The following is a 13,148-nucleotide window of genomic DNA, read 5'->3' as shown; positions in this document are numbered from 1 at the left end:
CGCCGTAACCTTGGCCCATGCGAGTTGGTGTCTTCGGTGCAACGGGTCAGGTGGGCGGCGTCATGCGTGCCCTTCTCGAGGAGCGGGACTTCCCGGTCACGCAGGTGCGGTTCTTCGCGTCCGCGCGCTCGGCCGGCACGACGCTGCCCTTCAAGGGCGAGGACGTCACGGTCGAGGACTCGGCGACGGCCGACTTCTCCGGCATCGACATCGCCCTCTTCTCCAACGGCGGCGCCGCGAGCCGCGAGCTCGCGCCCCAGGTCGCCGCGGCCGGCGCCACCGTCGTCGACAACTCGAGCGCGTGGCGCAAGGACCCCGAGGTCCCTCTCGTCGTCTCCGAGGTCAACGCCGCCGACCTCGACGACATCCCCAAGGGCATCGTCGCCAACCCCAACTGCACGACGATGGCCGCGATGCCGGTGCTCAAGCCGCTCCACGACAAGGCGGGCCTCGTGCGCCTGCACGTGTCGAGCTACCAGGCCGTCAGCGGCTCCGGCGGCGTCGGCGTCCAGGAGCTCGACCGCCAGCTCAAGGGCGCGTATGCCGCGGGCGACCCCACCGGGCTCGCCCTCGACGGGCGCGCGGTGGCCGTCCCGGAGGCCCAGCTGTATGCCGTCCCCGTCGGCTTCAACGTCGTGCCCCTCGCGGGGTCGGTCGTCGACGACGGCTCCCTCGAGACCGACGAGGAGCAGAAGCTGCGCAACGAGTCGCGCAAGATCCTGCACGCCCCCGACCTGCGGGTCTCGGGCACGTGCGTGCGCGTGCCGGTCTTCACCGGGCACAGCCTCGCGATCCACGCCGAGTTCGCCGAGGACATCTCGCCGGAGGAGGCGCTCGACCTGCTCAAGAACGCCCCCGGCGTCATCGTCACCGACGTGCCCAACCCGCTCGAGGCCGCCGGCCGCGACGAGGTCTTCGTCGGACGGGTGCGCGCCGACCAGGCGGCGCCCGAGGGCAAGGGCCTCGTGCTCTTCGTCGTCGGCGACAACCTCCGCAAGGGCGCGGCCCTCAACGCGGTCCAGATCGCGGAGCAGCTCATCGCCCGTCGCTGAGGCGTGATCGCCGGCGACCCCCCACTCCCTCGACCGAACGCCGCGTTCGGTCTCGAACTCAGTGTTCTGACACGGCGTTCGAGACCGAACGCGGCGTTCGGCGCATGAGGGGAGGAGGCTCCCGCGGTCGTGGGCGCGACTGTCCGCACGGTCGCATAGGGTCGGAGGGTGACGGAGAACCTCGCGGCCGCGACCCATCGAGTGGGCACCGCCCCCGGGCTCTTCGTGTGCTTCGAGGGCGGCGACGGCGCGGGCAAGTCGACCCAGGTGCGCCTGCTCACCGAGGCGCTCGAGCAGCGGGGGCACGAGGTCGTCGTGACCCGCCAGCCCGGTGGCACGCCGCTCGGCGCGCAGATCCGCGAGCTCGTGCTGCACGGTGACCACGTCGCGGCGCGGGCCGAGGCGCTGCTCTTCGCGGCCGACAAGGCCCACCACGTCGAGCAGCTCATCAAGCCGGCGCTGGCGCGCGGCGCCGTCGTCGTCACCGACCGCTACGTCGACAGCTCGATCACCTACCAGGGCGCCGGTCGCGAGCTCGGCCGCGACGAGATCACCGCCCTGCAGCACTGGGCCGTCGGCGGCCTGCTGCCGGACCTGACGATCGTCCTCGACGTCTCGCCCGAGGTGGGGCGCGCCCGCCGTGGGGACGTGCACGACCGGCTCGAGTCCGAGGCCGACGCCTTCCACGCCGCGGTCCGCCGCGGCTACCTCGAGCTCGCCTCCGCCGACCCCGAGCGCTACCTCGTCCTCGACGCGAGCCAGACGGTCGAGCGGATCCAGGCCGGCGTCGTCGACGGCGTCGACCGCGTCACGGCGGCCCGACGGTGACCGTCTGGGCCGACCTCGTCGGCCAGGAGCCCACCATCGAGACGCTGTCGCGCGCCGTCAGCGACGAGTCGGCGATGACGCACGCGTGGCTCTTCACCGGTCCGCCCGGCTCGGGCCGCTCGACGGCCGCCCGGGCGTTCGCCGCGGCCCTCCAGTGCCCCGACGGCGGCTGCGGCCAGTGCCGTGAGTGCCGCACGGCCCTCGACGGCAGCCACGCCGACGTCAAGGTCGTCGCCACCGAGGGGCTCTCGATCAAGGTCGCCGAGGCCCGGGCGCTCGTCCAGGAGGCCGCGCTGCGCCCGTCGGTCGGCCGCTGGCGCATCATCATCATCGAGGACGCCGACCGCCTCACCGCCTACACCGACGCGCCGGCCGACGCGCTGCTCAAGGCCCTCGAGGAGCCGACGCCGCGCACCGTCTGGATGCTCTGCGCCCCGAGCCTCGAGGACGTCATCGTCACGATCCGCTCGCGCTCGCGGCACGTGCGGCTGCGCACACCCCCCGTCGAGGCCGTCGCCGAGCTGCTCCAGCGCCGCGACGGGGTCGACCCCGCCATGGCGTTGTATGCCGCCCGCGCCGCCCAGTCGCACGTCGGCCTCGCGCGCCGTCTGGCCCGCGACGAGCAGGCCCGCATCCGCCGCCGTGACGTCATCGCCATGGCGACGAAGATCCTCGGCGTCGGCGACGCCATCGGCGCGGCCGCCGACCTCGCCCAGATCGCCGACGAGGAGTCGACCGCCTCGAGCGCCGAGCGCGACGCCGCCGAGCGCGCGCACCTCATGGAGACGCTCGGCGCCGACCCGAGCGCGCGCACCCAGCCACCGCACATCCGCTCGCAGCTCGCAGCCCTCGAGCGCGAGCAGAAGACGCGCGCCACCCGCTCGGCCCGTGACGTCGTCGACCGCGCCCTCATCGACCTCACCTCGATCTACCGCGACGCCCTCGTGCTGCGCCTGCGCTCCGACGTCGACCTCGTCAACCCCGACGCCGTCGACAAGGTGCGGGCGCTCGCCGGGGTCTTCAGTCCCGAGCAGCTGCTCGCCGCCATGGACGCCATCAACGAGGCCCGCGACCGCATCAACGCCAACGTGTCGCCGCTGCTCGCGCTCGAGGCGATGGCCCTGCAGCTCCGCGTCCCGCGCGACCTCGGCATCTGACACGGGGCCGGGGGCGTGTGAGGTTCTTCATGCGTCGTCCGGGCCCCTTCGGACTCGTTCAGTACGTCGGGACGGGTGGGCCGTGCGGGAGCCCGCGCCGCTGACGGTCCGGCCGACACCGCCTACGGCCTCGATGCGGTCACGACCGGTCCTCCGAGGCGGCCGTCTACAGGTCGACCGGTTACGGTTTCGGGCATGACGACACGCCCTGCCGCCATCTCCCGCGCCCTCACCGCCACGGCGGCGACCCTGGCGCTGGTGCTGGCTGCGGCGGCCTGCACGACGACGAGCGAGCCACCGGTCGGACCCGGCTCGAAGACGGGGCTCCCGGCCGCCACGGCGGCGCCCTCCGAGGCGCTCGCCCCCTACTACGCCCAGAAGCTCGACTGGAAGAAGTGCGGCAGCCTCGAGTGCGCCGACCTGCGGGTCCCGCTCGACCACGCCGCCCCCGACCCGGCGAAGGACCTGACGATCAAGGTCGCCCGGGTCAAGGCCCGCGACCAGGCCAAGCGCCTCGGCTCGCTCCTCGTCAACCCGGGCGGTCCCGGCGCGTCCGGGATCGACTACGTCCGCGGTGGTGCCGAGACGATCGGCGGACCCGAGGTGCGCCGCTACTACGACCTCGTCGGCTTCGACCCGCGCGGCGTCGCGAGCTCCGACCCGATCGACTGCCTCGACGACAAGGCCCTCGACCGCTTCCTCTCGGCCGACCCGACGCCCGACGACGCCGCCGAGGAGCAGGCCCTCCTGACCCAGGCCAAGGCCATGGCCGACGGCTGCCAGAAGGACAACCCCGACCTCGTCAAGCACCTCTCGACCGCCGACGCCGCGCGCGACATGGACATCCTCCGGGCCGCGGTCGGCGACCCGCAGCTGAACTACCTCGGCAAGTCCTACGGCACGTTCCTCGGCGCCACCTACGCCGACCTCTTCCCCCAGCGCGTCGGTCGCGTCGTCCTCGACGGGGTCGTGCCGCCCGACCTGACGAGCGCCGAGCTCGGCGAGGGGCAGGCCCGCGGCTTCCAGATCGCGACGCAGGCCTACGTCGAGGACTGCGTCACCGAGGACTGCCCGCTCGGCACGACGCCCGAGGCCGCGCTCAAGGGCCTCGACGACTTCTTCCGCGAGGTCGACCGCCAGCCGCTGCCGACGGGCGACCCCAGCGCGCCGCTCCTCACCGAGGGCTGGGCCCGGCTCGGTGTCGCCGTCGCGCTCTACGACCAGGGCGCGTGGAGCATCCTCACCGAGGCCCTCAAGGAGGCGAAGGCCGGCAACGGCCAGAGCCTCATGCAGCTCGCCGACGCCTATGCCGACCGGCGCCCCGGGGGCGGCTACGACGGCAACCTCATGGAGTCGATCTACGCCGTCAACTGCCTCGACCGGCCCGACAGCCCCGAGCTGTCGGACTACGAGACGTACGCGAAGGACTTCTCCGCCAAGGCGCCGACCTGGGGGGCCAACCTCGCCTGGGGCGCCCTGCCGTGCGGCGTCTGGCCGGTGACGTCCGCCGTCGGCCCGCACACGATCAGCGCGCCCGGCAGCGACCCCATCGTCGTCGTCGGCACGACCCGTGACCCCGCGACCATCTACGAGTGGTCGAAGCGCCTGCGCGACCAGCTCGACAACGCCGTGCTCGTGTCGTACGACGGCGACGGCCACACCGCCTACGGTCGGAGCAACACCTGCGTCGACAGCGCCATCGACGCCTTCTACGTGCAGGGGCGCGTCCCCAAGGACGGACTGAAGTGCTGAACGAGGACCCGCGTCCCGACGACCTTCCCGACGCACCGACGGGGTATGCCGCCCTGCCGCCCTCCTACCCGGCGCCCGCGCCGGGTGCCGGGAGCCGTGAGCCGGTCGGGTCCGGTGGGTCCGGGGGATCCGGTGGGTCCGGGGGATTCGGTGCGTCCGGGGCGCCCGGAGGGTCCGGAGTCGGCAGGCCCCCGCGGTCGTCGCTGCGCACGGTGCTCGCGGCCGTCGCCGTGGTCGCCGTGGTCGCGGCCGTCGTCCTCGCCGCCTGGCGCATCGGCAACCCGCCGACCGTCGCGCAGCCGCGGGTCACCGCGGCCGGCGCGCCGACCCCGAGCGCGACGGGCTCGGCTCCCGCGACCCCGTCGCCCAGCCGGACGCTGACCCAGGACTACCCGGCGGCTCTCGCCGACTACTACACCCAGAAGCTCGACTGGTCGCCGTGCGCCGACAACGCCAAGCACCAGTGCGCCACGATGGAGGTGCCCGTCGACTACGCCAAGCCGACCGGCGACCGCTTCAGCCTCGCGCTGCGCAAGGCCCCGGCGACCCGGCCGTCCGAGCGGCTCGGCTCGCTCGTCATCAACCCCGGCGGCCCCGGCGGGTCCGGGGTGGAGTACGCCCAGTACGCGTCGTTCGTCTTCTCGCCCGCGGTGCGAGCGGCATACGACGTCGTGGGCTTCGACCCGCGGGGGATCGGGGCGTCCAGCCCCGTGCGGTGCCTGACGGACTCCGACATGGACGACCTCTTCAGCGCCGACCCGACGCCCGACTCGGCGGCCGAGCGCTCGACGCTGCTCGCCGACGTCGACGGCGTGACGAAGCGCTGCGCGGCGCGCGGCGGCGACCGGGCGAGGCACATGAGCACGGCCGAGGTCGCGCGCGACATGGACGTCATGCGCGTGCTCCTCGGCGACGAGAAGCTCAACTTCTTCGGCGGCTCCTACGGCACGTTCCTCGGCGCCGTCTACGCCGACACGTTCCCGAAGAAGGTCGGCCGGATGGTGCTCGACTCGGCGATGTCGCCGAACCAGTCCGAGCAGCAGGAGATGACCTACGACATCCAGGGCTTCGAGTCCTCCATCGACGCCTTCATCGACTGGTGCGTCGCCCGGCCCGACTGCGCGCTCGGCAGCGACAAGGCGGGTGCCCGACAGAAGATCGTCGACCTGCTCGACAGCGTCGAGACGAACGGCCTGACGACGACCAAGCCGGGTCTGACCCGGATCGGCGAGGGCTGGGTCGGCTTCTCGATCTTCATGTGCCTCTACTCCGACACGTCGTGGCCGACGCTGAACAAGGGCCTCGCCCAGGCGTTCGCCGGAAAGGGCGACATCCTGCTCGCCAAGGGCATGTCGGTCGTCGAGCGCGGCATCACCGGCGACTACGCCCCGAGCACCTACCTGCAGGCGATGATCCCCGTCCGCTGCGCGGACTGGCCGCGCTCGAGCGCCGACCCGAGCCTGGCGGCGGAGCAGCAGAAGGCCCAGGCCGCCCACCCGCTGTGGGCCCGGATGACGGGCGAGCTCTACGACAACTGCCGCACGTGGCCGACGGCGGGGCGCACGCCCAAGGGCACGACCCTCGCGGTCGGCGCCGACCCCATCCTCGTCATCGGCAACGAGCGCGACCCTGCGACGCCCATCGGCGGCACGAAGCAGCTCGCCAAGGACCTCGCCTCGGGCATTCTGCTCACTTCGGACCACGACGGGCACGGCACCTACTACGCTGGCAACTCGTGCGTGGACTCCGCCGTGGACGGGTACCTGCTCAGGGGAACGGCGCCGGCCGACGGCACGACCTGCTGAGCCGGCTGCTCGCGCCCTTCGTCTCCGTCGCGGTCCTCGCGACACTCGTTCTGCTCGCCGCGTCCCCGTCCCACGGGACCGGTTCCGGGGGCTCTGGTGCCACGAGCGCCGGCACGTCGGGCTCACCGGCTCCCGGTTCGTCGAGCCCGGACCCCGATCGCGCCGCCGGGGCGGACGGCGACGGGCCGCCGCGCGACCGGGTCGAGCTCGGCACGCCGACGTCGAAGCCCGCTCAGGGTCTCGACGTCTTCTACGACCAGACGATCAGCTGGGGGCCGTGCGACGACACCGGCGACGGCCAGGGCTCCGATGCCGACCGGTGCGGCACGGTGCGCGTCCCCGTCGACTACCTCGCCCCGCGCGGGGAGGCGGTCGAGATCGCCCTGCGCAAGGTGCCTGCGGGCAACCCCACGGGGCGCAAGGGCACCCTCTTCATCAACCCGGGCGGTCCCGGCGCCTCGGGCCTCGAGTTCGCGATGGAGGCCCGCGACTTCTTCTCCGACGACGTGCGCGAGGTGTGGGACGTCGTCGGCTTCGACCCCCGCGGCATCGGCGCCTCGGGTGGCTTCGCGTGCCTGCGCGGCACGGACCTCGACGCGATGTATGCCGCCGACCCCACCCCGGACACCAATGCCGAGAAGGCCGCAGCCGTGTCGACGCGGACGGCGCGGCTCAAGGGGTGTCTGGCCCGGGGAGGCGCGCTCGCCCGCAACATGGGCTCCGAGCAGGTGGCCCGTGACCTCGACATCATGCGCGAGGCCGTCGGTGACGCCCACCTGAACTACTACGGCATCAGCTACGGCACCCTCATCGGGGCGCTCTACGGCGCACAGTTCCCCGACCGGATCGGGCTCATGGTCATCGACTCGGCCGTCTCACCCGACTACTTCGCGTCGGACTCGGCGTCGCAGGACGACGTCGACGCCTGGGCCGAGGAGGAGGCGACGACGGTCGAGGACGGGCTCGACGCCTTCCTCGAGGACTGCGTCGACCAGGGTGAGTGCGCCCTCGGGGACGACGTCGACACCGCTCGCACCCGGCTCCTCGCGTTCCTCGACCGGCTCGACCGCACGCCGCTGCCGAGCGACGCCGAGGGCATTCCGCGCCTCACCGAGGGCTGGGCCGTGACGGCGATCAACGCGGTGCTCCTCTACCCGGACTCCTGGGAGGACGTCGAGGACGCGCTCCACGTCGCGCTCGAGGACGGGGACGGCACGGACCTCGTGTGGACCGCGATGGACTCCGTCATGCGCGACGACGACGGCTCGTACGTCGGTGGCTACGAGGCGAGCCACCTGCCGATCCACTGCGCGGACTGGCCGCTGGACGCGACGTCGCAGACGGAGCCGAGTCCCGCCGTGCTCGACGACCACCCCGTCTACGCGCACCTCTACGGCGTGGCGACGGACTCGTGCGAGGGATGGGTGGGCACGCAGCGGACCAACCTCATCCTCACGGTCGACGCCACCTCGCCGGTGCTCGTCCTGGCCAACGAGCGCGACCTGACCACCCCGCCGGACGGCACGCGCGAGATGGGTCGCGGCATCTTCGGATCCCGCTTCGTGCTCGTCGACGCGGACGGTCACGGGGTCTACGCCAACGGCAACGACTGTGCCGACGCGATCGTCGACGACTACCTCGCGCGGGGACTCGCGCCCCGCAACGGCGAGCTCTGCGACGCCTGACGCCCCGCCACACGTCGAGCGGGCACCCTCCGCGTGGAGAAGGTGCCCACTCGACGTCGTGATGGCGTATGCCGGTCGGCTCGGTCGGCTCGGTCGGCTCGGTCGGCTCGGTCGGCTCGGTCGGCTCGGTCGGCCGGGTCTGAGGGGCCCGGTCAGTCGGTCGAGACCCGGACGACGATCTTGCCGGCGGTGTGACCCTCCTGGTTGAGCCGGAACGCGTCCGCCAGCTCCTCCAGCGCGAAGGTGCGCGCGACCGGCACCGTCAGCTCGCCGCGCTCGTGCAGCGCGGTCAGGCGGGCCAGCTCGGCGCCGTCCGGTCGCACCCAGATGTAGTGACCGCCGGACTCGGCGACCGACCCGTCGGCGATCGAGGCGTGCCGTCCGCCGTCGGCGAGCACCGCCGTCGTGACGTCGAGCACGCCACCGACGAAGTCCGCGACGACGTCGACGCCGTCCGGGGCGAGGGCGCGGACCCGCTCGACGACGCCGTCGCCGTAGGTCACCGGCTCCGCGCCGAGCTCGCGCAGGCGGTCGTGGTTGCGCTCCGACGCCGTCCCGATGACCCGGGCGCCGAGCGAGCGGGCGATCTGCACGGCCAGGGAGCCGACGCCTCCGGCGGCGGCGTGCACGAGCACGGTGTCGCCCGCGCCGACCTCGAGGCGCGTGAGCAGGCGCAGGGCGGTGAGTCCCGCGAGCGGCAGGCCGGCCGCCTCGTCCCACGACATCGACGCGGGCTTGGCGGCGACGGCGCGCACCGGCACGCTGACGAGCTCGGCGAACGTGCCGCCGTGGACGTAGTCCTTGCGGGCGTAGGCGAGCACCTCGTCGCCGGGGGAGAACTCAGGGGTGTCGAAGCCCACCGCCTCGACGACCCCGGCCACGTCCCAGCCCGGGACGACGGGGAACCGCACGTCCATGACCGCGTCGAGGCCGCCGGACATGAGCTTCCAGTCGACCGGGTTGACCGATGCCGAACGCACCCGGACGAGCACCTCACCCGGCCCGACCTTGGGCCGCGGCTGCTCGGTGAGGGCGAGCACCTCGGGGCCGCCGTAGGTGTCGTAGGTCATGGCGCGCATCGTCGGGGTCGAGGCGTTCGAGTCGGTCATCTGGGGGGTCCTCCTGGGGTCCTCGCCGGTGGGTTTCACGGTCTCCCCAAGGTCAAGGCGAAGGACGCGGCGTGGCATTCCCGACCGGCGGGACGGGCCCGATCCGGGCGGGTGGCGTGGGGTCGGAGCCGTGGCCGGGACACGATTTTTCTCCGGCAGGGGTCGTGCGTATACTCAACCTCCGTGTCCGGTCGCGCTCGTCGCGGCCTCACGACCAGCCGCTTTAGCTCAGTCGGCCAGAGCGATTCACTCGTAATGAATAGGTCATCGGTTCGATTCCGATAAGCGGCTCGGCTCAAGGCCCCGTCACCTGCGTTCGTCGCAGGAGGCGGGGCCTTCTCCGTGTCCCGACGTCCGTCGGCGCGCCGACCCCGGAGCCCCGCCGTGACGGCATACTCCCGGAAATGACGAAGGAGCCCACCTGCGCGCGCAGGACGGGCTCCTTCGAGGCTGGTGCGGATGGGGGGGTGCGTGCCAGCCGTGGGGGTGTTACAGGTGTGACAGTAATGAAGCTGTGGCCGCATGTACGGGTTTTCGGGAATTTTGTGCCGAGAAAGTTCGGAATGGTGGCGCGTGGGGCTTTTGCGGAGCTTGCCGTTGCGGGACCGGCCGCGGTCGCCCGCCGGGCCCGTGGCCGCGGGCGATCTGGCACAGTGACCCGGTGAGCGCGACCCCGACGGACGTGGACCGGGACCTCCTGGCCGAGACCCTCGGGGTCGCTGCCGGTCTTGTCGGCGGCCCGTTGCGAGCCGTGGGCGAGCCCTTCCCCGGCAGCCGCCGCACCCTCGTCGTGCGAGCCGCCGACGCGTCGGGCCGCTCGTTCGTGCTCAAGCGCTACCTCAGCGAGGAGGGACGGGAGGCGTACGCCCGGGAGGCGTCCGCGCTCGAGGCGCTGGCGGGCGTCGCGCAGACGCCGACGCTCGTGGCGGAGTGCGCCGAGCCGAGCCTCGTCGTCATGGACGACCTCGGCGAGGGCACGCACCTGGCCGACGCGCTGCTCTGTGGTGACGCCGACCGGGCCGCGGCCACGCTGTCCGGCTGGGCCACGGCCCTCGCGGGGCTGCACCGGGCCGGGCACGACGTGCGCGATGCCTTCGAGGCCGGGGTGCTGGCCCGGTCGACGGGTCCGGTCGACCTCGACCACCTCCCGGGTCAGCTGACGGACTCCGTCGCGACGTGGGGGCGGCTCGCCGCGGCGCTCGACGTCGCGGTGCCCGACGGCACGTTCGACGTGCTCGCGACGGTGCCCGACCGCTTCCGGGTCGACGCGCTCAGCCTCTCCGCGGCGGACATGTGCCCCGACAACAACCTCGTCCGCGACGGCGGCCTCGTCCTGCTCGACTTCGAGTTCGCGCTCTGGCGGCCGATCGCGTGGGACGCGGCCTACCTCAGGGTGCCGTGGCCGACGTGCTGGTGCGCGTGGTCGCTCGACGCCGGCGCGGCGGAGGTGGCGCTCGCTCGGTGGCGGGGCGAGGTCGCCGTGTCGTGGCCCGACGTGCTCGGGGTCGACTTCGACCACGACCTCGAGCTCGCCACGGAGGCGTGGGCCTGGCTGGCCGGCAGCTGGTGCCTCACGGGCCTCGTCGACGGGGCGCCGCAGCGCGTCAACCCGGTCAAGCCGATGCCCCGCATGCCCGATCGCGTGCTCCGCTTCCTGCGCACCGCGGCGGCCGGGCGTGCGCTGCCCGAGCTCGCCGACGTCGCGCTGGCGCTGTCCCGCGCCGTGGAGACGACGTATGCCGCCGTCGACGTGCCGCTCGCCCCGGCATTCACGGGTGGTGGGTTCCGATGAGCGCGTGGACGACCCGGCGGGCGACCGCCGCCGACGCCGCGGCCGTGGTGGGGCTGCGGGCCCTGATGTTCTCCGCGATGGGTGTGTCTGGCGTCGACGACCCGGGCTGGCAGGAAGCGGCCACGGCATGGTTCGAGCGCGAGCTCGAGGGCGGCCGAGCCTGTGTCGTCGTCGCCGAGGACGCCGACGGCGAGGTCGTCGCCGGGGCGATGGCCGGGCTGCGCTTCGAGACCCCGTCGCCGGTCAACCCGAACGGCGTCTGGGGCCTCGTCAACAACGTCGCGACCAGGCCCGAGGCGCGGCGACAGGGGCTGGCCCGTGCGTGCGTCGTCGGCGTGCTCGACTGGCTGCGCGACGAGACGGACGCGACGGTCGTCGAGCTCTTCGCGACGGGGGAGGGGTCGCAGCTCTACGAGGAGCTCGGCTTCACGCGGACCGCGTGGCCCGCGATGCGCCTCCGCCTCGACCGCTGACGCTCCCGGCGTCCTGGGGCCGCGGCACCGGAATGGTCGGGTTCGGCGCTGGTCGCGTCGGTTTCGGGGCCATGGCGCCGAGGTGGTCGAGCCCGCACTCGAGGTGCGACCGTGCACCCCCCCGGCCTCCGCTCAGGACGTCGGGGCGGGCTCGGCCGGCTCGTGGGGCCGGGCGTGCTCGAGGACCCGTCGGCAACCCCACGACACGAGGACGGCAGCGGCGCCGGCACCGACCGTGACGGCATACGCCGGCGTGTGTCCGCCCCAGTCGGCGAGGCGCCCGGCGAGGGCGGCACCGAGGGCGTAGCCGAGCCCGGTGGCCGCGGCGAGCGCCGTCATCGCGGCCCCGGTGCGGGACGGCGGCGTGACGCGCTCGCCCAGGGTGAACGTCGTGATCATGTACGGCGCGACGGTGAGGCCGAGCACGAGCAGGACGGGGACGAGAGCGGGCAGCGACCCGACGAGGAGCAGCGGGGCCGAGAGGACGAGCAGCCCGACGGCGAACCACCGCAGCCGCGCCGACAGCGCGAACCGGGCGGGCAGCCCCGCGACGGCGAGACCGGCGATGACGCTGCCGACGCCGAGCAGGGCGTGGAAGTAGCCCGTCAGGCCGGGGGAGCCCGCGGCCGTCGCGAGGACGGACGTGCCGGTCTGGACCGATCCGAAGACGGTGCCGACGAGCAGCTGCGCGGCACACAGCACGACGACGGCAGGGGTCATCAGTCGTCCGACGGGGCCGGTCGTCTGCGCCGTCGCCGCATGCGTGACCGCCGCGGTCTCGTGCAGGGCGAACCACGTGCCGAAGACCGCGAGGCCCGCGGCGGCGAGCGCGAGCGCCGCCGTCGGGCTCGCCACCGAGACGCCGAGGCCGACGAGCGCCGGGCCGAGGACGAAGGAGGCCTCGTCGGCCGCGCCCTCGTAGGAGAAGGCGGCGTCGACGAGTCGGTGCTGGCGCGGCCCGGTCTCGGCCGTGATCGGGCGCCAGCGCACGCGCGCGAGCGGACCGATCTGCGGCAGCAGCAGACCCGCGACCGCGCTGGCGACGGCAGCCACGCCCCAGGGGAGTCCGGCGTCGACGACGAGGAGGATGCCGACGAGGCCGGCTGCCCCCGCGAGCGACTGGAAGGCGACGACCCGGCGCTGGCCGAGCCGGTCGGCGCGGGCCCCCCAGAAGGGCGCTCCGACGGCGTTGGCCACGGCGAGGGCGCCGGCGCAGAAGCCGCCCGCGCCGTAGCTGCCGGTGGCGGACGACACGAGCAGGAGGGTGCCCAGCTGGCTCATCGCGAGCGGCATACGGGCCAGGAACGCGACGACGATGTAGGTGCGGCCCGTGAGGCCGAACAGGTGGCGGTAGGAGTCGATGGGTGACACGAGTGCAGCTCCGGATCTGGTCGCGGGGTGCGCGACAACGGGTGCGTGCCTACCCGCCCAACAGGTCACGCCAGATCCCTGTGCACCTCGAGTGTAGGGCGTCGTGAGCGGTGGCCCGGTCGCT

At 73.6% G+C, this 13,148-nt stretch carries 10 protein-coding genes and 1 tRNA gene; 9 read left to right on the top strand and 2 right to left on the bottom strand.

Annotated elements, in window-relative coordinates:
* Nucleotides 1–17 precede the first annotated feature (17 nt).
* The 6 genes from ACSQ2D_RS17385 (at nt 18) to ACSQ2D_RS17360 (ending at nt 8,279) form a co-directional block, all read left to right on the top strand.
* Nucleotides 18–1,052 (top strand): aspartate-semialdehyde dehydrogenase, encoded by a 1,035-nt coding sequence (locus ACSQ2D_RS17385; RefSeq protein ID WP_435987174.1) that lies wholly within the window; start codon nt 18–20, stop codon nt 1,050–1,052.
* Nucleotides 1,053–1,220: 168 nt separating this feature from the next.
* Nucleotides 1,221–1,880: a dTMP kinase gene (tmk, locus tag ACSQ2D_RS17380; RefSeq protein WP_435987173.1), complete on the top strand. Its 660-nt coding sequence runs from the start codon at nt 1,221–1,223 to the stop codon at nt 1,878–1,880.
* A complete protein-coding gene (locus ACSQ2D_RS17375) occupies nt 1,877–3,037 on the top strand; it encodes a DNA polymerase III subunit delta' (protein WP_435987172.1) in 1,161 nt (386 codons plus the stop codon). Before tmk ends, ACSQ2D_RS17375 begins: the two co-directional genes overlap by 4 nt.
* Nucleotides 3,038–3,232: 195 nt before the next feature.
* Nucleotides 3,233–4,789, top strand: coding sequence for an alpha/beta hydrolase (locus ACSQ2D_RS17370; protein ID WP_435987171.1), 1,557 nt, complete (start codon nt 3,233–3,235; stop codon nt 4,787–4,789).
* Entirely contained in the window at nt 4,783–6,594 is a 1,812-nt protein-coding gene (locus ACSQ2D_RS17365) for an alpha/beta hydrolase (RefSeq protein ID WP_435987170.1), read from the top strand. Before ACSQ2D_RS17370 ends, ACSQ2D_RS17365 begins: the two co-directional genes overlap by 7 nt.
* Nucleotides 6,525–8,279 carry an alpha/beta hydrolase gene (locus tag ACSQ2D_RS17360; protein ID WP_435987169.1) on the top strand — a complete coding sequence of 585 codons (1,755 nt, stop codon included), beginning with the start codon at nt 6,525–6,527 and terminating at the stop codon, nt 8,277–8,279. The genes ACSQ2D_RS17365 and ACSQ2D_RS17360 overlap by 70 nt, the downstream gene beginning before the upstream one ends.
* A 152-nt stretch (nt 8,280–8,431) precedes the next feature.
* On the opposite strand, the gene ACSQ2D_RS17355 is transcribed toward ACSQ2D_RS17360, so the two are convergent.
* Nucleotides 8,432–9,358 carry an NADP-dependent oxidoreductase gene (locus ACSQ2D_RS17355; protein WP_435987872.1) on the bottom strand — a complete coding sequence of 309 codons (927 nt, stop codon included), beginning with the start codon at nt 9,356–9,358 and terminating at the stop codon, nt 8,432–8,434.
* Nucleotides 9,359–9,605: 247 nt separating this feature from the next.
* On the opposite strand from ACSQ2D_RS17355, the gene ACSQ2D_RS17350 reads away from it, so the two are divergent.
* From ACSQ2D_RS17350 to ACSQ2D_RS17340, 3 genes are all read left to right on the top strand, one after another.
* A tRNA-Thr gene (locus ACSQ2D_RS17350) sits at nt 9,606–9,679 on the top strand.
* Between the two features lie 370 nt (nt 9,680–10,049).
* A complete protein-coding gene (locus tag ACSQ2D_RS17345; RefSeq protein WP_435987168.1) occupies nt 10,050–11,180 on the top strand; it encodes a hypothetical protein in 1,131 nt (376 codons plus the stop codon).
* Nucleotides 11,177–11,653, top strand: a complete 477-nt coding sequence (locus ACSQ2D_RS17340; protein ID WP_435987167.1) for a GNAT family N-acetyltransferase — start codon at nt 11,177–11,179, stop codon at nt 11,651–11,653. The genes ACSQ2D_RS17345 and ACSQ2D_RS17340 overlap by 4 nt, the downstream gene beginning before the upstream one ends.
* A 132-nt stretch (nt 11,654–11,785) precedes the next feature.
* Here ACSQ2D_RS17340 and ACSQ2D_RS17335 read toward each other — a convergent pair whose 3' ends face one another.
* Nucleotides 11,786–13,024, bottom strand: a complete 1,239-nt coding sequence (locus ACSQ2D_RS17335) for an MFS transporter (RefSeq protein WP_435987166.1) — start codon at nt 13,022–13,024, stop codon at nt 11,786–11,788.
* Nucleotides 13,025–13,148 lie beyond the last annotated feature (124 nt).

Origin of the sequence: Terrabacter sp. LjRoot27 (genome assembly GCF_964254175.1) — a bacterium.
GTDB lineage: Bacteria > Actinomycetota > Actinomycetes > Actinomycetales > Dermatophilaceae > Terrabacter.
The sequence above is the reverse complement of the archived record's forward strand: the minus strand, read 5'-3'. Positions and strand labels throughout refer to the sequence as shown.

What these genes read in the sequence shown, in the direction of transcription:
- ACSQ2D_RS17385 (WP_435987174.1), top strand. Translation starts at nt 18, where the DNA reads ATGCGAGTTGGTGTCTTCGGTGCAACGGGTCAGGTGGGCGGCGTCATG.
- ACSQ2D_RS17370 (WP_435987171.1), top strand. Translation starts at nt 3,233, where the DNA reads ATGACGACACGCCCTGCCGCCATCTCCCGCGCCCTCACCGCCACGGCG.
- ACSQ2D_RS17355 (WP_435987872.1), bottom strand. Translation starts at nt 9,358, where the DNA reads ATGCGCGCCATGACCTACGACACCTACGGCGGCCCCGAGGTGCTCGCC.
- ACSQ2D_RS17340 (WP_435987167.1), top strand. Translation starts at nt 11,177, where the DNA reads ATGAGCGCGTGGACGACCCGGCGGGCGACCGCCGCCGACGCCGCGGCC.